This window comes from Mesorhizobium sp. L-8-3 (genome assembly GCF_016756615.1).
In the GTDB taxonomy this organism is placed as follows: domain Bacteria; phylum Pseudomonadota; class Alphaproteobacteria; order Rhizobiales; family Rhizobiaceae.
Genome location: NZ_AP023262.1, coordinates 2,375,440 through 2,395,554 on the forward strand (window position 1 = coordinate 2,375,440; position 20,115 = coordinate 2,395,554).

Annotated in this window: 16 protein-coding genes and 1 tRNA gene; 10 read left to right on the plus strand and 7 right to left on the minus strand. The window is 63.9% G+C overall.

Annotated elements, in window-relative coordinates; translation table 11 throughout:
* Positions 1 to 107 precede the first annotated feature (107 nt).
* The 5 genes from JN302_RS11280 to JN302_RS11300 all read right to left on the minus strand — a co-directional run bounded on the left by JN302_RS11280 (position 108) and on the right by JN302_RS11300 (position 6,278).
* Positions 108 to 809 (minus strand): RES family NAD+ phosphorylase, encoded by a 702-nt coding sequence (locus JN302_RS11280; protein ID WP_244743207.1) that lies wholly within the window; start codon positions 807 to 809, stop codon positions 108 to 110.
* Positions 806 to 1,219 carry an MbcA/ParS/Xre antitoxin family protein gene (locus JN302_RS11285; RefSeq protein ID WP_202312174.1) on the minus strand — a complete coding sequence of 138 codons (414 nt, stop codon included), beginning with the start codon at positions 1,217 to 1,219 and terminating at the stop codon, positions 806 to 808. Before JN302_RS11285 ends, JN302_RS11280 begins: the two co-directional genes overlap by 4 nt.
* A 73-nt stretch (positions 1,220 to 1,292) precedes the next feature.
* Positions 1,293 to 3,044 carry an adenylate/guanylate cyclase domain-containing protein gene (locus JN302_RS11290; protein ID WP_202312175.1) on the minus strand — a complete coding sequence of 584 codons (1,752 nt, stop codon included), beginning with the start codon at positions 3,042 to 3,044 and terminating at the stop codon, positions 1,293 to 1,295.
* 76 nt (positions 3,045 to 3,120) lie between these two features.
* Positions 3,121 to 4,011 (minus strand): DMT family transporter, encoded by an 891-nt coding sequence (locus JN302_RS11295; RefSeq protein ID WP_202312176.1) that lies wholly within the window; start codon positions 4,009 to 4,011, stop codon positions 3,121 to 3,123.
* Positions 4,012 to 4,193: 182 nt separating this feature from the next.
* Positions 4,194 to 6,278, minus strand: coding sequence for a DUF294 nucleotidyltransferase-like domain-containing protein (locus tag JN302_RS11300; RefSeq protein WP_244846289.1), 2,085 nt, complete (start codon positions 6,276 to 6,278; stop codon positions 4,194 to 4,196).
* A gap of 647 nt (positions 6,279 to 6,925) precedes the next feature.
* Between JN302_RS11300 and JN302_RS11310 the strand changes: the two genes are divergently transcribed.
* From JN302_RS11310 to JN302_RS11330, 5 genes are all read left to right on the plus strand, one after another.
* Entirely contained in the window at positions 6,926 to 8,224 is a 1,299-nt protein-coding gene (locus JN302_RS11310; RefSeq protein ID WP_202312180.1) for an adenylosuccinate synthase, read from the plus strand.
* A 64-nt stretch (positions 8,225 to 8,288) separates the two neighbouring features.
* Entirely contained in the window at positions 8,289 to 10,037 is a 1,749-nt protein-coding gene (locus tag JN302_RS11315) for a hypothetical protein (RefSeq protein WP_202332916.1), read from the plus strand.
* A gap of 453 nt (positions 10,038 to 10,490) precedes the next feature.
* On the plus strand, positions 10,491 to 11,513 hold the full coding sequence (locus tag JN302_RS11320; RefSeq protein ID WP_244743213.1) for a sugar ABC transporter substrate-binding protein: 1,023 nt from the start codon (positions 10,491 to 10,493) through the stop codon (positions 11,511 to 11,513).
* Positions 11,514 to 11,603: 90 nt separating this feature from the next.
* Entirely contained in the window at positions 11,604 to 13,070 is a 1,467-nt protein-coding gene (locus JN302_RS11325; RefSeq protein ID WP_202334257.1) for a sugar ABC transporter ATP-binding protein, read from the plus strand.
* Positions 13,071 to 13,348: 278 nt separating this feature from the next.
* Entirely contained in the window at positions 13,349 to 14,365 is a 1,017-nt protein-coding gene (locus JN302_RS11330) for an ABC transporter permease (RefSeq protein WP_202332917.1), read from the plus strand.
* Between the two features lie 231 nt (positions 14,366 to 14,596).
* Here JN302_RS11330 and rpoH read toward each other — a convergent pair whose 3' ends face one another.
* Entirely contained in the window at positions 14,597 to 15,508 is a 912-nt protein-coding gene (gene rpoH, locus JN302_RS11335; protein ID WP_202332918.1) for an RNA polymerase sigma factor RpoH, read from the minus strand.
* 189 nt (positions 15,509 to 15,697) lie between these two features.
* The gene (locus JN302_RS11340) at positions 15,698 to 16,720 is read right to left on the minus strand and encodes an RluA family pseudouridine synthase (protein WP_202312188.1); all 1,023 of its coding nucleotides are present in this window, start codon (positions 16,718 to 16,720) and stop codon (positions 15,698 to 15,700) included.
* Positions 16,721 to 16,745: 25 nt separating this feature from the next.
* On the opposite strand from JN302_RS11340, the gene JN302_RS11345 reads away from it, so the two are divergent.
* From JN302_RS11345 to JN302_RS11365, 5 genes are all read left to right on the plus strand, one after another.
* A complete protein-coding gene (locus tag JN302_RS11345; RefSeq protein ID WP_202312190.1) occupies positions 16,746 to 17,138 on the plus strand; it encodes a fimbrial protein in 393 nt (130 codons plus the stop codon).
* A complete protein-coding gene (locus tag JN302_RS11350) occupies positions 17,135 to 17,539 on the plus strand; it encodes a VOC family protein (RefSeq protein WP_202312192.1) in 405 nt (134 codons plus the stop codon). Before JN302_RS11345 ends, JN302_RS11350 begins: the two co-directional genes overlap by 4 nt.
* A gap of 86 nt (positions 17,540 to 17,625) precedes the next feature.
* Positions 17,626 to 17,700 (plus strand) — tRNA-Glu (locus tag JN302_RS11355).
* A gap of 657 nt (positions 17,701 to 18,357) precedes the next feature.
* On the plus strand, positions 18,358 to 19,407 hold the full coding sequence (locus JN302_RS11360; RefSeq protein ID WP_202312194.1) for an AraC family transcriptional regulator: 1,050 nt from the start codon (positions 18,358 to 18,360) through the stop codon (positions 19,405 to 19,407).
* A 337-nt stretch (positions 19,408 to 19,744) separates the two neighbouring features.
* On the plus strand, positions 19,745 to 19,996 hold the full coding sequence (locus JN302_RS11365) for a hypothetical protein (protein WP_202332919.1): 252 nt from the start codon (positions 19,745 to 19,747) through the stop codon (positions 19,994 to 19,996).
* Positions 19,997 to 20,115: the final 119 nt, after the last annotated feature.

Sequence of the window (20,115 nt, forward strand, 5' to 3'; positions counted from 1 at the left end):
CGTGTTGCGTGAATGCTTCTTCACGCAACGCGCTGCAGGGGCTCCGCTCTCCGTTCTGAAAGAACGATGCGGCTGGATTAGCCATTCCTGCCGCTTCGTTCACCATCTCAGACGATCCTGTAGACCTTGCCGGTGCCGGCGTCGCGATAGAGGTCCACGCGCGAGCCGTCCCAGTGATAGTCTAGGTGCCGGCCCTGGATGGGGTTTGCGGCGCAATCCGGATGGAACAACCCGACGCACTGACCGCCCTCGCGCCGGACGCTCGGATAGGCGATCCCGTTCGAACCCGCCTTGCGGAGTTGCGCGCCGAGCGCCTGGCCGGCCGCATAGTCGTTCGGATCGAGCGCCGCCCCATGGCCGCCGCCCCTGATGTCGTGCAGCCGGACATCCACGCTGAGCACGATCTCCCGGAACTGCGAGGTCCAGCCGGCGGGCTCGTTGGTCCGCGCCATGAAGCGTGCATGGTGATGGATCGTCTCGAACAGGGCGACCTCGAATTTGTCCGCCGCGTAGAGCACGCCGAAGGTCCCGTCGCTGAAGCGGCTCGGCCTGTCCGGGCTGACATGGGTGAACGGCGCCATCAGATAGCTGGCGCCAGGGCCGGCGACGCGCCGATCGGGGGGAACGAGATCGAGATTGCCGATCGTCTCCATCAGGCGCGGATTGGTCTTCATCTCCGCCGAGATGATCAGCGGCCAGTCGGCCGGATCGGCGATGTCTTCGAAGAGGTCGATTGGCGGAAAGCTGCTGCGGATGATCCGCGACGCGGCGGGCCACGCCACGTCGGATACGGGAATTGCCGATCTCACCAGGCGCCGCGCTCCGCGTCCAGATAGCGCCGCACCCGCATCAGATCGGTCAGTTCTCCGCCCAGCATGACCTCGCGCGCCGACCGTCCTGCAAAAGCCGAGTTCGGCGCGCCGATCCAGGCATAACCGCGCTGTGCTTCGCGGAAGACGATGCGAAGCGCCTTGTGGATGCCCATCAGGTTGGAAAGCCGCGCCTTGCCGTCCCGGTCGATCCGGCCGATTTCGCCTGCCTTCCAACGCCGATAGCTGCGGACCGGCAGGTCGAGCAGGGTCGCCGCTTCCTCGTCCGTCAGCTTCCACAGCCGGAACAGATTGACGGCGGCACGGAACATCGCCGCCGCTTCGTCATCCGTGATGGGGTGCGGCACGAAATCCCCGACGGTGGTGTTGACAGGTAGCAATTCGGCCATTAGTTCTCCGATTGGCATCATATAGGGGATTCGGTGCCATTTGGCAATGCCGGCGATTCGGAGGAGTGGAAGCTCAGTCGCCCTGCCGGATCGGTTCCATGCCTGCTTTCACCAATCCGTCCGATAGGTGAAGCCTGTCAGCCTCGCGCGCGTAGTGGAGCGTGGCCAGGACCTGCTCCAGGCCGAAACCGGGTTCCTGCGCCTCGATCAGAGCGAGATGCGCGGCCGCGGCTGTCCTGTCGCCGAGCCAGGCATAGGCGGCTGCGACGAAGGCATGCTGCATACAATCCATGGTCGACAGATGCATGAACGCCTCGATCGCGTCGCCATATTGTCGGGCAGCGAAACGGGCCTTGCCGAGGTGGCTCCAGAAACGCTCCGGGTGATGAGGGTTCAGTCGCATCGCCTTGCGGATCCAGTCCATTCCTTCTTCGGGTCTGCCAAGCCAGGTCAGCAGTTCGCCATATTGGACGACGACAAGGTCGTAGTTCGGATTGAGCGCTAGCGCTCGCTCCTGGTGATGGCGGGCCCGGGTCAGGTCGTTCCGGTTGATATTGATGGCGGCGAGAATCCGATGCACGTCGGCATCGTTGTCGTCGAGCGTCAAGGCCTTCTCCAGTTCGGCAATGACCTCGTTGAAAACGGCGTCCTTGTCGGCGCACCATCCATAGACCCAAGCCTGCCCGAGTATGCAGCCGCGCCATGCGTGCGCGTGAGCGTAGTCCGGGTCCAGTTCCAGCGCTCGCTCGATCAGCTTCTGAGCCTCCATATTCTCTTCGCGGCTGCTGCGATGATGTCGGCCCTTGGCGGCGAGCACGCATTCATAAGCAGCCATGTTGGCCGGCGTCTTGCGGATGAGCCGGTCCTGCTGGGCAGCCTCGACCCGGCCCGGCAACGTGGCGACAATGGCTGCCGTGACTTCATCCTGTATGGCGAAGACGTCGTCGAGTTGGCGATCGTATTTTTCGGCCCAGATATGCGCATCGTTGGCGGTGTCGATGAGCTGGACGGTGACGCGCAGCCGGTCGCCCGACTTGCGCACGCTGCCCTCGACCAGAAACTGGGCGCCGAGCTTGTGCGCCACTTCGCGCAGGTTGGCGGATTGGCCCTTGTACATGAAGGTGGACGTCCGCGAGATGACGAAGAGTTCGTGGCGTCGTGACAGCTCGGTTATGATGTCCTCGGTGAGGCCGTCGACGAAGAACTCCTGGGCCGGGTCGCCGCTCATATTGGCGAAGGGCAGAACCGCAATGGATGGTTTCGCGACGGCGCGAGCGGGGACGCCCTCGGACTTGTGGGCTTCAGCCTTCTTGGGCACCTCCGCGCGCCACACCCGTATCGGGCGCGTGATGTTCTTCAGCGTCTTCTCACCGAGATCCTCGAAGGCGATGTCCAGCCGCTCGCAGACTTGCTCGTAGACCGCCTGCGTCACGCAGAAGCCGCCGATATCAGCCAATTGCTCGAGCCTCGCGGCGATGTTGACGCCGTCACCGAAGATGTCGCCCTGGTCGAAGATGATGTCGCCCAGATTGATGCCGATGCGGAACTGGATACGTCGCTCCTCCGGAACATCGGCGTTGCGCCGTCGCATCCTTTCCTGGATTTCCGCGGCGCAGCGAACGGCGTCGGCGACGCTCTGGAATTCCACCAGCATGCCGTCGCCCGTTGTCTTGATGATGTGACCCTGGTTCTTCGCTATTGCGGGGTCGATCAGCTCGATGCGATGCGTTCGGAGCCGTGCCAGCGTTCCCTGCTCGTCTGCCTCCATCAAACGAGAATATCCGACCATGTCGGAGGCGAGCACCGCGGCAAGCTTGCGTTCCATAGGCTCTTCTCCCGTGCCGCATCTTAGCACATCCGGATAGGATGAAACGATCCTTCACCAGTCTTGCGGGATCGGATCACTTCATCTTGCGACCGCTGTGCTCCGCCAGCCAGATGCCGCCGAGCACCGCAACCAGGGCCAAGGCGTGATAGAGATGGAAGGTCTCGCCGAGGATGGCGATCGACAGCAGGGTACCGAAGATCGGCAGAAGGTTGATGAACAGGCCCGCACGGTTGGCGCCGATCAGCTCGACGCCCCTGATGTAGAAGACCTGAGCCAGGATCGACGGGAAGATCACGGTGTATGCGATGACGAGCCATCCCAAGGTATCGGGAAGGATCGCGGCGCCGAGCGCGAATTCTCCGGCGAGGAAGGGAAGCGAGCCGAGGAAGGCGGCCCCCGTCATGACGATCATCAGGCTTTGCCAGTGGACCAGCGGCTTGAAGCGCAGCGCGACCGTGTATCCGGCATAGACGATTACGGCAAGCAGCATCAGCGCGTCGCCGAAGTTCACGTCCAGTTCCAGCAGTCTCGTCAGGTCGCCGTGGCTCGCAGTGAGCGCGATGCCGACCATGGAGATGACGAGGCCGGCAAGCTGCGCTGCGGTGGCGCGCTGGCGGAACAGAACGAAATTGGCGAGGAAGATCAGCGCCGGCATGCCTGCCTGCTCGATGCTGACATTGATCGCGGAGGTGTAGACCACGGCCGAATAGAGCGCCACGTTGAAGACGGAGAAGCCCGCGGTGCCGAGCAACGCCAGGAAGACAAGGCGCTTGCGGATGATCGGCCAGTCGGCGTCCAGTTGCCGCCAGCACATGGCGACGAGCACGATGCAGGCCAGGCCCCACCGGGCGGTCGTGAGAAGCATGGGCGAGACGTGACCGACGGCGAGTTTGCCGGCGACCGCATTGCCGCCCCAGAAGAGCATGGTGGCCAGGAGCAGGACATAGGCGGGGCGGTGATGCATGAGGCGATCCGGCGGCGAGTCTCAGATATGCCGATCCCGTTCCGGGTTTACGACACGAGCCGGTCTAAAGTGCCCGGTGCCGCGCGTAAATGGGCTGCCCCGGCGACGACGGCAAGATCGTCGACTGGCTGTCGCAGAAGCAGGTCGCCTGCTCCATACGATCCAGCAATGAAGATCTCCGCTCAATCGAACATCGTTGCGCGCACCAGGTCTGGTACTAGCTGAACATTTTTCAAGGCAGTTCTGAGTTCGGCCTGTTCCTCGTCGGGGAGCGTCGAGATTTCGACGCGGTTAGAGACCGGAACGCCGGCAAGGATGTCGCGGCACTGTTGGCGCAGTATGTATTTTTGTATACGCGCATGCGCGCTGGCGACGCGCCTGAGTTCGGCAACCGGTCCTATTTTCTTCGCGGCCAGGCCGGCAAGGCGATCACGAGTCGAAAGCGCGACGATTTCATGACGGATGGACAATGCGCGCGCAAAGACAACGGCGGGAAACAGCCCGTGGCGCTTGAGGTCGATGCGGCCGTGCTCGACCCGGAAGCGGCCCAGCAACGAAAACGGATTGACTGGCGTCGCAGCGCGCTCGCCGAGGGCTTTTACGAAAGCGACCTGCCCGTGCGCGACCGCGAACGCATGCTCGTGGAGTTGCGCAGCGAGCGCGCGGTCGCCGTGAACCGCCTGCAAATCGAAGAAGATGTCGACATTGAGCAGGTCCTCGGGACGGGAGCGGCGGACCCAGCCGGCGATACGCTGTTTCCAGGTGTCAAGCGAGCCGCGCCACTCTGCATTTCTTGCCATGACGCCGCCGTTGCACAAAGCTATGCCTGAAGTGTCGAGCGTGGCAGCAATCCTCTCGCCGAGCTCTGCGAACCAGCAGTCCTCTTGGCCTTCCGGCTGCCCTTCGGCAAAGACAATCGCGTTGTCCTGGTCGGCAGCCAACAGGCTCTCGCCCCTTCCGCCGGACCCCAGAACGAGAACGGCATAGGCGCAGGGTGGCGCCCCCTTGCCGTCGGCGGCCATCGCCAGTTCCGCAAGGACTGTGGCGCGGTGCGTCATGGCGCGCAGCTCCTCGCTGATGACCTCGGCGATAAGCGGCGCTTCGACTTCTTCGGCAATCAGCGACTGAGCGACCCAGGGAAGTGAGGTCCAGGCTGCCGCCAGGTCGTCCGTCGAGGAAGCCTCTTCGATCGCATCACTCAGGTTAATTGCGGCGCTCGCCCTGAGTTTGAGCAGATCTCGAGCGGAAACCGCACCTACCAGGTGCCCTGCCTCGTCGCAAACGGCGAGATGGCGAATGTTTAGCCGCGCCATCCGGCCTATCGCGCGATAGGCGAACGCAGCCGCCCGGATGGAGATCAAGGGGCGTGATGCAATTTCTGCGACGGAAGCTGCGAATGCACTCCCCCCGCCCTCCGACAAGTGCCTCATGAGGTCGCGCTCGGTCACGATGCCATAATCTTCGCGAGCCGCACCGGGCATGCCGTTTTCGGACACGAACAATGAGCTGATGCGGCGCGACAACATCACCGCCATGGCCTCCCGCACGCTCGTCTGCGATCTTACGACCACGGGTGGCTGGCTCATCAGTTCGGAGACGTGATGACGGTAGGCATAGGGATCGACAGCGACGAACGATCTGAAGGTCTCGGGCCGCGAAGCCGGCTCCATCCAGCCGGAGCGAAGGTGGCTCTCCAATTGCCCGGTCTGGTCGAGGCATGCCCGTTCTGCTTCCGCCAGGGTGCCGATACCGCGGCGGGCCAGGTGCGGCAGCAGCGCCACAAAGATGTCAGCGGCGGCACGCGCGTCGGCCAGCGCCTGGTGCCGGACACCGATAGCTACACCAAGCCAGCTCGCGATCGTCTCCAACGAGTGGTCTGGCAGACGCGGATTGACTGCCGCTGCGAGCAATCGCACGCAGAGTGAGCGGGGCTTCCTCCAATCCAGGCCAGCGCGCGTCGCTTCACTCGCGATGATGGCGAGATCGAAGCCTATCGAGTAGCCGATCAGGATGCGGCCAGCGGCAAAACCGGCGAGCCGGCCCCAAGCGCCGACGAATGAAGGAGCATCCTCCACCATCGCATCGGTGATGTGGTGCACCGCAGTCGAGGCAGACGGGATCGGTACGCCGGGATTGACCAGTGATTCCAGGCTCATGTCCTGATCGACAGCGCCTCGCCGGATCGCAACTGCGCCGATCTGAACGATTCGATCCTTTGCCGGATCGAGCCCCGTCGTCTCGGTGTCGAATGCGATTGCGTCAAGCACTCTTAGCGGCGTCGCACCTGTTGTTATCACTAAGCACGTTCCTCCCCTGAGGTCCATGTGACCACAAAATGCGACGCCACTCCAGAAACGGAGCGAACAGGCCTCAGCCTACTACGCGCCCCTGTGGCGGCGCAGTATCTGCCATCGAGGCGGCAGGAATTTCTCCCTTCCGCTCTTCCTCGAACGCCTGTTCCCCATTCGCCAGAGCGTGCGGACCTGTAGGCCTTGAGCCTTTCGGCCATCCAGATGAGCGCGCCGAGGATGGTGGCGCGATCATCGCTGGTAGGCCCACGATGCCGGACTTGATGACAAGGCTACGGAGTTCAATGAGGCGCCCGCGGTGCTCGACGTGCCATCAGCGCAGGTCATGTCTTGCCCGCACCGCCTGGTGCCGGTTGCGCGCCGCACGGTTGCGTTTGACCGCTGCCAGTGTCGCGCTTCAGCAATACCGATCCCGTTCCGGGTTTACGACAGAGCCGACGGCAAAGTGCGCCCCGTCGCGAGTAGATGGACCGCCCCGTCGGAAATTATTGTGCCTGTGCTCGCAGTTGTAGGCAAAGAAAGGTCGCGCTCGCGAATCCTTGACGGTATAGAGGCCTGTCATTTCGGCGGCGCCGGCGCGTCGCGTCGTATGGAAGGAAGGCAAAATGGCCAATGTGGTGGTCGTCGGCTCCCAGTGGGGCGACGAAGGCAAGGGCAAGATCGTCGACTGGCTGTCGGAGCGGGCCGATGTCGTCGTGCGTTTCCAGGGCGGCCACAATGCCGGTCATACGCTGGTCGTCGACGGCAAGGTCTACAAGCTGTCGCTGCTTCCTTCCGGCGTCGTGCGCGAGGGCAAGCTTTCGATCATCGGCAATGGCGTCGTCTTCGATCCGCATGCCTTTGTGTCGGAACTGGGCAAGCTCAAGGCGCTTGGCGTCGGCATTTCGCCCGACAGCCTCAAGATTGCCGAGAACACGGCGCTTATCCTGTCCCTGCACCGCGAACTCGACGGCTTCCGCGAGGATGCCGCATCCAACTCCGGCACGAAGATCGGTACCACGCGCCGTGGGATCGGTCCGGCCTACGAGGACAAGGTCGGCCGCCGCGCGGTGAGGGTCATGGATCTGGCCGATCCGGAGACGCTGCCCGTCAAGGTCGAACGGCTCCTGACCCATCATAATGCGCTGCGCCGCGGCCTTGGCCACGCGGAGGCCGCGCATGCCGACATCATGAAGGAGCTGACGTCGGTGGCTTCCGAGATCCTTCCTTTCATGGACCGTACCTGGAAGGTCCTCGACGACAAGCGGCGCGCCGGCGCGCGAATCCTGTTCGAAGGTGCGCAGGGCACGCTGCTCGACATCGATCACGGCACCTATCCCTATGTGACGTCGTCGAACACCGTCGCCGGGCAGGCGGCGGCCGGTTCCGGCGTCGGCCCGGGCGCCATCGGCTATGTCCTGGGGATCACCAAGGCATACACCACGCGAGTGGGCGAAGGACCGTTCCCGACCGAGCAGGACAACGAGGTTGGCGAGTTCCTCGGTACGCGCGGCCATGAATTCGGCACAGTTACAGGGCGTAAGCGTCGTTGCGGGTGGTTCGATGCGGTGCTTGTTCGCCAGGCGGTGGCGGCGAACGGCATCAACGGCATCGCGCTGACCAAGCTCGACGTGCTAGACGGGCTCGACGAGATCAAGGTGTGCACGGCCTACCGGCTGGACGGGGAGATCATCGACTATCTCCCGGCGAGCCAGGGTGCGCAGGCAAGGGTCGAGCCGATCTACGAGACGTTGGAAGGCTGGAAAGGCACGACGCAAGGCGCGCGCAGCTGGAACGACCTCCCGGCACAGGCCGTGAAGTATGTGCGGCATGTCGAGGAACTGATCGGTGCGCCGGTGGCGCTGCTTTCCACCAGCCCCGAGCGGGACGACACGATACTTGTGACCGATCCGTTTCAAGACTAATTTTGCCCACCCCTAGTGCTTCGGTTTCCGCGGACCGGCGCGACAGGGTACAGGAAAGCAAGGCATGGCAGATTTCGTTGCGGTTCTGAGAAAGACGATCGACGGCCTGGGTGAGACTACGCCGGAGATGCGTCGCAGGGTCTACGAGAAGGCGCGGGCGACCGTCGCCAACAAGCTTGCGGCGTTGAACCCGCCGCCGCCGGCCGCTGTCGCGGAACGGCAGAAGAAGACCCTGGAGGATGCGATCGCAGAGATCGAGGCGAGCTTCTCTCCGCCGCCGCCTCGTGTGACCGAGCAGTCCGACCCGCTCGCCGAACTGGAGAATGTTTTCGCCTCGCTGAAGGCCAAGCCGGCCGAATCGCCGCCGCTGCCGTCGCCCAGGAAGGAACCCGACCCCAAGCCGTGGCCGATGACCACGCCCAAACCTGCTGCGGATGCACACAAACCGGCAGTCGAGCCGGCGAAGCCGGCGCCCGAAATGCCAAAGCCGTCCGCGGAGGGCACGGCGGCGGAGCCTGTCACGCCGATCGCCCAGAAGCCGACGGTCCAGACGCCGCACGCCGAGATCCCGCCGCTTGCCCGACAGGAGACCGCGCGTCCGCAGGCCGGAGAATTCGATACCGCCCCTGATGTGGACGACAGGAGCTTCGACGACGGCCAGGAGCCGGAAGACGGAGCGGAGCTGGAGGCGCCACGGCGTCGGCGCGGCTACGGCAAGCTCCTTGCCGCGGCCGTCGTGCTCACGGCACTTGCCGGCGGCGGATATGCCGCCTGGCTGAACAAGGACCGGCTCACGGATCTGGTCAAGTTCGGCCGTGACCAACTCGCTTCGACGGAGCCCGAATCCGAGCCCGGAGCGCCGCCCACGGGGACGCTGACACCGCCGGAGAAGCCGGCCTCGCAACCTTCCTCGCCATCATCGGCCGCGCCGGAAGCTCCGAAATTCACGCAGCGGCTCAATGCCGACGGCAGCGAGACCGATGCCGGTCCGGCTGGCGGCGAAGCCGGGGTCGGCGAAGGGACTTCGGTGGCGTCCGCGACGACGCCGCCTGCCGCGGGCCAGACCACCCTTGCTCCGCCTCCGGCGACGCCGGAGAACCAGGGGACGGCCGCCACCGATGACGCGATGCCGCCCGCCGGCGCGACGCCGGCGCCTGCGGATGGAGCCCAGGCGCCCGCCGATGCCGCGACCCCGCCCGTGGCCGGCGCGCCCGGCGCAACCGCGCCAGGTGCGGCCACGCCGCCGGTCGCCCAGGTGGCCGTCGGTCAGAAAGCCATCTTCTATGAGGAACGCACCAATTCCGCGCAAGGATCGGCTGAATCCGGCCAGGTCGTGTGGTCGGTGGTGCAGGAATCTCCCGGCAACGATCTCCCGCCGGAGCCGGCGATCCGGGGTGAAGCGACAATCCCGGGCAAGGACCTGCAGTTGCGCATGACGATCCGCCGCAATGCGGATCAGACCTTGCCGGCGAGCCACATTATCGAGCTGATCTTCCTGACGCCGGAAAATTTCGAAGGCGGTGGCATCGACAACATCCTGCGCTTCGCTCTCAAGGGCACGGAAGAGGCCGCCGGCAGCCCGCTGATCGGCATCCCGGCCAAGATCGCCGACGGCTTCTTCCTGGTGGCGCTCAATGATTCCAAGGCCGAGATGGACGCCAATCTCACGTTGCTGCGTCGGGAAAAGTGGATCGACGTTCCCGTCATCTACAAGTCGGGCCGCCGCGCATTGATCACCATGGAAAAGGGCATCCCCGGCGAGAAAGTGTTCGACGACGCCCTGAAGGCCTGGCAGACGGCCAGCGCTGGATAAGGGGTCATGGAAGGGTCGGATCGGCTTGGGATCCAGGCCGTTCCGCTCCGTCCGACACTCCTCGTGGACGCTCTCGAGTGCCGGCTCGAGCGGGCGCGCGGCAAGCGGTCAAGTTCAGCAGGAACTTTCAAATGAAGGCGGACGCGGGCACGTTCTCGGTGCCCCGGACCAGTCGATCCCGTCGAACGAGAACCGCGCGAAGGGCGAAAGTGTTGCTTCGTCCGAAGCTGCACCGGCTCGCGAGATGAACCGGGGACCGGATAGAATCTCCACAACTTGTACTTTCCGTCCTCGCAACCGTCGTGTTGACGCGGATGTGTTTTCAACCCTATCGTCTGCGCGGCTGGAGAACTGTCGTTGGGAGGCGAGAGGAGAGCTCCTCCCAGCAAGGTTGCCGGCGCATGGGAAGGAAACGCGATCCGGCACAGGCTTGCCGGGCTAGGGAGGACGGCAGTGCTTGACGACCTTATCGAGGAATCCAGAACACGTCGCGACATTTTCAAGGCGATCGGAGCGACCGCGCTCGCCGGTGCAATGCTGGGCGCGGCCGGTTTCGATCCGGCGATTGCGCAGGAACTGAAACCTTCGGGCAAGCCGCTCAAGGCGGCGATGGGCAATGCCGGGCTCCAGGCGACATGGTGCGCCCAGGGCAAACAGGCCGCGGAGGCCTGGGGCAAGCTGATGAATGTCGAGATCACCTGGTTCGACGGCGAATTGTCCGCCACCAAGCAGCGTGCGGCGGTGGACAACCTCGCGACCCAGAAGTGGGATTTCGTGGCGCTGCAGACCTTCGGTATCGGCACGCTCAACGATCCGATCAAGAAGGTCATCGACGCCGGAACGCCCGTCATCGCCATGGACACGATGATGGCGCCGGAAGGGCAACTCGCGCTGCACACATTCATCGCGCCCGACAATGTCATGATGGGCAGTGTCGTCACCGAGCAGATCATGAAGTCGATCGGCGGCAAGGGCACCATCGTCATGACGCAGGGCGCGCTTGGCCACACAGGCGCGCAAGGCCGGGCCAAGGGCTTCAAGCAGGTCGTCGCCAACTATCCCGACGTGAAGGTGCTGGACGAGCAGCCGGCCGACTGGGACGTGACCAAGGTCGCCCGCATCTGGGAATCGCTGCTGACCAAATATCCCGATATCACCGCCGGCTTCTTCCACAATGACGACATGGCGCTCGCCGCGCACAATGTGATGAAGGCGAAGAACCGGACCGGCATCGTGATCGGCGGTGTCGACGCCATGCCGCCGGCCGTGCATGCAGTCCTCGACGGCACCATGCTCGCGACCGTGCGTAACCCCTCCTGCCGCATTCACGGCTGGGCGGTAGCGGCGGGTGTGGCTGCCGTGGCGGGCGGCGACCAGGCCAAGGACACGCCGAAATACATGCTCGCCGACGGTCCGGTCATCACCAAGGACACAGCGCCGGGAAACCTCTGGCTGCAGAAGAACTTCCTGATGTGACCGGCAAGTTCCTTGTCTGAGACCATCCCGATCGAGGTCGAGGGCCCGGATGGGTCCTCGCCTTCCGCCACGGGCGCGCCGCTCCTCGAGATGATCGGCGTGTCCAAGACATTCGGCGGCGTGCATGCCTTGCGCGATGTCGACTTTTCGCTGGCCGAAGGCGAGATCCATGGGCTGGTCGGCGAGAACGGCGCCGGCAAGTCGACCATGATGAAGCTGATCGCCGGGGTCTATCACGGCTTCGAGGGCGAGATGCGCGTGGCAGGATCAACCGTGCATTTCCGCTCGCCGCGCGATGCTCTCGCCGCAGGCATCGGCATGGTCCATCAGGAACTGTCGATCGTTCCTGACCTGACGGTCGCCGAGAACGTGTTCCTCGGCGTGCAGCCATTGCTCGCCGGCAGTGTCGTCGACTGGGGGCGGATGAGGCGGGAAGCCAAGCGGCAGCTTGCCAGTCTCGGACTTGATATCGATCCGATGACCCGCATGGGCAGCCTGCCGGTCGGTATCCAGCAACTCATCGAACTGTCTCGCGTGCTGTTCTCCGGCGCGAAGGTGATCATCCTCGACGAGCCGACCTCGGCGCTGTCGCCGCCGGAGGTCTCGCGGCTGTTCGATGTGCTGCGGCGCCTCAGGGAGCAGGGTCGTACCATCGTCTTCATCTCGCATTTCCTCGACGACGTCCTGGCGATCTCCAACCGCGTTACCGTGTTCCGCAACGGCCGCAAGGTGATCACCGAGGAGACCGCCCGGCTGACCAAGGATGCCGTCATCTCGCATATGATCGGCCGCGGTTCGGCCGATATGCATATGGGCGAGCATGCCGAGCTCAGCGGCGACGACGCACGTCCCGTGGTACTGGAGGCCGTGGGGCTCAGCGACGGCGCGATGATCCGGGACGTCTCGCTGAAGCTGCGCGGCGGCGAGATCACCGGCATCTACGGTTTCATGGGTTGCGGCCAAGTCGAGCTGGCGCGCGTCCTGTTCGGCAAGGGGCGGCTCAGCGACGGACGGCTTGCGCTCGAGGGGCGTCCGGTCCAGTTCCGCAACACGGCCTCGGCGCGGCGCGCGGGCATCGCCTACCTGCCGGAGAACCGAAACATGATGCTGTTCCGCACGGAGCAGGTGTTCAAGAACGTCACCATCGCCATTCTGGGGCGCATCCACCGCATCCTTCTGCGCCCGCGCCGCGAACGCGTCATCACCGAAGGCCACATCAAGGACCTGCAGATCCGGCCGCCGCGCCCCGACATCGCTCTGGGAAATCTCTCGGGCGGTAACCAGCAGAAGGTCGCCCTGGCCAAGTGGCTGACCGAGTTGCCGAAGGTGCTGATCCTGTCGGAGCCGACACGCGGCATGGATGTTGGCGCCAAGGAGGACGTGATCCGCATCGTCAGATCGCTGCGCGACCGCGGCGTCGCCGTGCTGGTGCTGTCGACAGAGCCGGAGACCATCCTGACGCTGGCCGACCGCGTGACGGTGCTGAAGCGCGGCGTCGTCGCGCGCGAATTCACGCAAGGACGCATCGAAAAGGCGGATCTGCTCGATGCGGCATGATCGCTCAGCCTGGATTACTCACACTGGATGTGGCCTGCGCCGGCTCAAGAAGCCGACAGGGCAGGAGCCGTGCGACGCGCGATGCGGTGCCATCAGGCCAGCGCGGCGACGCACCCTGTCGGCTTCCCTCCGGGTTGCCTTTCGGCCGGCACCTACGGCGTCGGGAGGCTCGACCGTGTGTCTCTACACGCTGCTTCGCCCCCGGCGCCATATCTGCCTCACCGAAAAAGCAACGCAGGCTACATCGAGTGTGAGAAATTCAGGCTAGGGAGCATTGGATGAGCACGGTGACCGACACTGCCCGGCCCTTCGAGCTGAAGCGTTTCCTGGCGGAGCAGATGCGCAACATCGCGCCGGTCTTCACGCTGATCGTCCTGGTGATCTTCTTCTCGATCCAGGCGCCCAGCTTCCGCACCGTCGACAACATGATGAACATCCTGTCGCAGGCCTCGATCACCGGCATCATCGCGGTCGGTCTGACCTTCGTCATCCTGACCGCCGAGATCGACCTGTCCGTCGCCGCGATCGCCAATGCGATCGGCATCACGGTCGCCTATTTCACCCTGCAGCCGGACTATGTGAACATCGCCAATATCCCGCTCAACGGCGTGTTCGCCATCATCCTGACGCTGGCGAGTTGCCTTGCGCTCGGCCTGGTCAATGCATTCGGCGTGACGGCAGTGGGGATTCCCTCCTTCATCATGACGCTCGCCATGATGCAGATCGCCAACGGCATCTCGGCCATGCTGGTTCGCGGCCAGATCGCCTACAACTATCCCGACCTGATCACCACGCTGGGCTCGGGCACGATCTTCGGCATCAAATGGTCGATCGTGATCTGCCTGCTGTTCATGCTGGTGGCGCATCTGGTGCTGACCTACACGCGCTTCGGCCGTTACGTCTACATGGTTGGCGGCAACCGCGAGGCGGCGGAATATTCCGGCGTCAACGTCAAGATGATCATCGCCTCGGTGATGGTCATCTCCGCCATGTGCGCCGGCATCGCCGGGATGATCGGCGTCGCCTATTTCGGGTCGGCGCAGCAGAACCAGTTCGACACGTTCCTGCTCGACGCCATCGCTGCCGTCGTGGTGGGCGGCACCAGCCTGTTCGGCGGGCGCGGCGGCATCGGCAACACCATCATCGGCCTCCTGGTGCTCGGCGTGCTCAACAACGGGCTCGACCATATCGAGATCGACAGCTTCCTGAAGATCCTGATCCGCGGCCTCATCCTCTTGGCCGCGCTCGTCATCAATGTCTATGCGCAGAAACTGCGGGAAGGCGCGCGCGAGTAGAGGGGAGGAAACCCATCAGGAAGGTACTCTATGCCCCGCTCAGCCATGCGGAGGAGACGCTGAGGGGGGCCTGCCGTGGGATCGGCCGCGCGCGCATCTTCGCGGATTGCACCGTCGGCATGGACGACCCGGCATGGCTTCAAGGTGAGGGCGGGCCTTGAGCGCAAAAAGACCGCCGCTTGAAAGCGGCGGTCCGGAACACTCGACAGATATTGCCGGCTGCCGCCGGCGCTACGTGGCCGGCTGCGCCTCGATGGTGCGCAGCGCCTGGGCCTGCCGCTTGGCGGCGGCCTTCACCGCATCCTGCACCTTCTCGAACGCACGGACCTCGATCTGGCGAACACGCTCCCGGCTGATGTCGAACTCGGCCGACAGTTCCTCGAGCGTCATCGGCTCCTCGGCGAGGCGGCGCGCCTCGAAGATGCGCCGTTCGCGATCGTTGAGCACCGACATGGCGCCGGCCAGCATGGACCGGCGGTTTTCCAGTTCGTCCTGCTCGATCAGCATTTCTTCCTGGCTGTCGTGGTCGTCCACCAGCCAATCCTGCCACTCGCCTGACTCGCCCTCGGTCGCGCGGATCGGCGCATTGAGCGAGGCATCGCCCGAAAGGCGCCGGTTCATCGACACGACTTCCTCTTCGGTGACGTTGAGCCGGGTCGCGATCTCGGCGATCTGCTCGGGCTTCAGGTCGCCCTCGTCGAGCGCCTGGATCTTGCCCTTCACCTTGCGCAGGTTGAAGAACAGACGCTTCTGATTGGCGGTGGTGCCCATCTTCACGAGGCTCCACGAACGCAGGATGTATTCCTGGATCGAGGCCTTGATCCACCACATCGCATAGGTGGCCAGGCGGAAACCCCGCTCGGGCTCGAACTTCTTCACGGCCTGCATCAGTCCGACATTGCCTTCGGAGATGACCTCGCCGATCGGCAAGCCGTAGCCGCGATAACCCATCGCGATCTTGGCGACGAGCCGCAGATGGCTGGTGACCAGCTTGTGGGCCGCATTGGTGTCCTGATGCTCCTGATACCGCTTGGCGAGCATGTACTCTTCCTGCGGCTGGAGCATCGGAAAGCGGCGGATTTCCTCGAGATAGCGGGCGAGGCCGCCTTCACCGGAAACGATACTGGGCAATGACTGGGCCATAAAGCACCCTCCTTCCTCTGGGAGACTGCCCCCGAAAATCGGCGGGCATAAGGCGTGGCATGCAACGGGCATCGACCACGCCAACCGGTTCATACAGGAACAAAACGAGAAAATCCACCATTTTGTTCAACGCAAAACAGTGTGTCACGCCGAACTGAACGGTGCGAGTCAACTTTCTTCAACAAAAGTTCAGAGCTTTTGGAAGCCGGATATGAGCGCCTTGAAATCCCCTGGCAGCGGCGCCTCGAACCGCATCGTCATATGGGTTTTCGGATGCCGGAATTCAAGGAGCCAGGCATGAAGCGCCTGGCGCGGAAAGGCCTTGACCTCGCCCCGCAGCGGTTCCGGCAGGCGGTTCGCCTTGGTTCGGAAGGCCTGGCCATAGTCGCGGTCGCCGACAAGCGGATGGCCGATATGGGCCATATGCACCCGGATCTGGTGGGTGCGGCCTGTTTCCAGCCGGCATTCGACGAGAGAGGCGATCGGCTCGGGTTCCCTGCCGAAACGCTCCTTGACCTCGAAATGCGTGATCGCGTGGCGGGCACCGTCGCGGCCGGCCGGAACCACGGCGCGCCGCATTCTGTCGGCGGCGCGGCCGAGCGGCGCGTCGATCGTTCCCGTCATGCGCGCCGGAGCGCCCCAGACGAGAGCGACATAGGCGCGCTCGAGATCGCCGGTCACGCCGTGATCGGCGAAGGCTTCCGAAAGGGCACGGTGGGCCTGGTCGGTCTTGGCGGCCACCATGACGCCGGTCGTGTCCTTGTCGAGGCGGTGCACGATGCCGGGCCGCCTGACGCCGCCGATGCCCGAAAGGCTGTCGCCGCAATGGTGGATCAGCGCGTTGACGAGGGTGCCGGTCCAGTTGCCCGCGCCTGGATGGACGACAAGGCCCGCGGGCTTGCTTATGACGATGAGGGAATCGTCCTCGAAGAGAATGTCGAGCGGGATGTCCTCGGCCTGCGGTTCGGGCGCTTCCGGCTCCGGCAGGTCGATCACCACCCGCTCGCCGGCGGCGAGCTTTCGCTTCGGCTCCGTCACAAGCTTGCCGGCGACGCTGACGGCGCCTTCCCGGATCAGCGCCTGGACACGGTTTCGCGAGATGTCCGGGCCGAGCGCTGAGGCCAGCCACTGATCGAGCCGGGAAGCCGCCGCCTCCGGCCCGGTTTCCAGTACTTTCAATCGGCCGTCCTCTTCGTTATCAGGGTCTCGCATCTTTCATTTCCGGGCAAAGGGGATCATGGCCAGACCGGCATTCGACGACGAAAACGATGAGAAGCCGCTCGACCCGGCGGTCGAGCGCGTCAGGCGAAAGCTCATCCGCTTCGTCGGCATCAATCTCGGCCTGCTTTTCCTGGCCCTTATGGCGGTGGCGCTGGCGATTGTCTACAAATCGCGCACGTCAGGGCCTGCCGAGGAGGCACGGCAGCTTTCCGAGATCCCGGCGCCTGCCGGCGGCGCGGCGATCGAGGCCGACATCGTCCTTCCGGCCGGCACGAAAGTCGTGTCGCAGTCGCTCTTCGGCAACCGCATCACGCTGCTCACCGAACTGGCCGACGGCAGCCAGGCGATATTCCTCTTCGACCTCGCCGAGCGCCGCCTGATCGGCCGGCTGACGGTGAAGGCGCAGTGAACGCGGCGCCTTCACGTTCCGTCGCCACCGTTGCCGTGGTCGTGCGCGACTATGACGAGGCGATCGCCTGGTACTCGGACAAGCTGGGGTTCGTACTGGAACAGGACGTCGACCTCGGTGGCGGCAAGCGCTGGGTGACGGTGACGCCTGACGGCGCGAGCGGCGCCCGGCTTCTGCTGGCCGAGGCTGCAAACCAGCATCAGGCGTCGCGAATCGGCGATCAGACCGGCGGGCGCGTCTTCCTGTTCCTGGAGACGGACGATTTCCGCCGCGACCACCAGGCCATGCTGGCCAAGGGCGTCGCCTTCCGCGAGGAGCCTCGCGAGGAGGCCTATGGCACGGTCGCGGTTTTCCAGGATATTGCCGGCAATCTCTGGGATCTGATCGAGCCGCGGCGGTGACGGCGTCGCCGGATATCCCGGCCGCGCGACAAAGTTGCCGGAAGCCTGTTGCTTTTTGCGGAAGCCCAATCTATGAAGCGGCTCCCGCGCCCATCGTCTAGCGGTCAGGACGGCGCCCTCTCACGGCGCAAACAGGGGTTCGATTCCCCTTGGGCGTACCAATATCCTCAACAGTTACGCCGTCATAATCTCAAGTCGATCAAATTGTCGGCAAACCATCGCTACTGCGGGCTTCCGGTGAAGCCGCAATATTTCAGTAGCGGTGCGCTGAGAAATGCTGGGCCGCGATCCTAGGAAAGTGGTGCCGCCGCCAAGCCATTGCCGGGCTCGTTGCCTGACCCGCTGCAAGGAACAGCTTCGACGGCGGCACCTCGGTGGGCGGGACTTGTGCCTACCTCACCGACCTGTGTCTTTCAGATGATCTGGAAATCCGGGTAGGCCAGAGTCAGGTTCGGCGCGACAAATTGGCGATCTGCACCTGCTCGCCGGTGCAGTGCCGTCTTGCGTCAGCCAGCCGTTCCAACTCCGGAAACATGGATCTGTGTGTTACCTCAATAGTCGTTGGCCGTATTGCCGGTCACGAGGCGGCTGTCAGTCGGCTGGTGCGGAGTTGGGAAGTTCATTCCGGTCGGGATGTTCAAGCGAATATGTGCGTCGGCGAACGCCAAGATAGGCTCCTGTATTGCGACGCCGGGCCTTGCCAATGGTCAACTATCCAGTCAGTGCTGGTCTGTCTTGTTTGTACATGCCAAATAGTTGCGTTTGGCTGCCGCCAGTCGATAATAGTCTGAAACGGGGTCTGGAGGTTGAGGGGGCCGGTGACCGAGAAGGCCAAATCGCAACTCGAACGGCTGGCGGCCGCCCCGACCGCGATGGGCTTGGCCACCCGGCTGGGGGTAGACCATCTCCGACGGCTCGGGATCGATCCGGAACCCCTGCTTGATCGATGCGGCTTGTCTCGGTTCGACGTGGCTGGCGCCACGCGCATAGACGTCATCTCGCAGATGGAGTTCCTGGCGCAGGTGTCTCGCGCCACCAGGGATGACTGGGTCGGCCTCACGCTGGCTCGCGATTTTGATCTGCGTGAAGCAGGCATGCTGTACTATGTGGCGTCGTCGTCTCACCGACTCGGTGACGCACTGGCGCGGCTCCAACGATATTCTCGGATCGGCAACGAGGCGCTGGTCGTCCAGATTGAACGGGGTGTCGCCGGCTGCGTCCGCTTGTCGTACACCGGGGCCCCTCGGCATCGAGACAGCCATTTCATGGAGTTTGCGATCCTGGTGCTCCTGCGGCTGAGCCGGCACCTCGTCGGCCGAGAGCTCGTACCGACGGCCGCAAGTTTCATCCACCATCGGTCGGGCGACCTGCGTGGAACTCGGCGCGCACTGGGATGCGACGTGCAGTTTGGCGCATGTGCGGACGAGATCAGTTTCGACGCCGCGTCGTTTGACCTTCCGCTGGCAGGGGACGATCCGTTTCTGAACCGGCTCATGGTGACGATGTGCGAGGAAGCCATGGCGGCCCGCTCATCCAATCTCAGCCCCTTTCGGACAACCGTAGAGAACGCCATCGCCCCGCTTCTGCCGCATGCCGAAGCCGATTCGAAGACCGTCGCCGGCAAGGTAGGTTTGAGCGAACGGACCTTTGCTCGGCGCCTGGCTGCAGAAGGATTGAGCTTCCGTTCGATCCTGGATGACCTGAGGCGCGATCTTGCCTTGCGCTATCTCGGAGAAAACCTCCAAGCGTCGCAGATCGCATGGCTGCTGGGTTTTCATCAAGCCAGCTCTTTCAGCCATGCCTGCCGTCGATGGACCGGCAAGAGCCCATCCCAGCATCGGCGGGAAGCACGGGCCGCACCAGCCTGACCTTCTTCCCGCTGCTGGGGTTCATCGGCGTCCGCGCGTTTCCATTTGCTTTTGTGCGCCAAAGAGTTGCGCTTGGCCGCCACTGCCGTTGCCTCGGGGCATGTCACGTAAAAAGCATTCACGCGACCCGCTTTAGATACTTGATTTTGCGCATGTCCTTATCCCGAAACCGCGGCTCGCTTTTCGGGAGATATGCGTTGGACCGCGGAAGCCCCGGTCCATTGAGAACATCGAGACAGCCTGATCGTGCTCGGCCGCGGTTCGGCACGGCGGAATGCTCGATGCGACCGGCTGGCCAGGGAGATTGGAATGAGATCGCGCGATCGGGAGTACGGCCATGATGGTCGTGGTGAAGCCTGACATGGCCAAATTTACCTTCGATGCGAAGCTGAGTTCAGCTTTTTCGGTGGAAGCTCCCGACAGGTCGACAGCTGAAAAATGGCTGTACGGCGCGCTGGACGGTGCTTCGATCGAAATCCCCGGTGTGCAGAGCGGCGCTCCGATTGTTGGTGCAGTCTGTCTCGATGGAGAAATCGTATATGCCGGCGATGTCGAGGGTTGTCCTGGCCGCTGCGACCAGTTCCGTTAGAAAAGCACGGCCGGCTTCGGACAGGACCACCTTCGGCGGCCAGGCGCAAAGGCCGAAGTCGATCGGCTTCTCGCTCGTCTCACAGGCCCCGAATTAGGAGAGGGCTCGTCATGCAAATG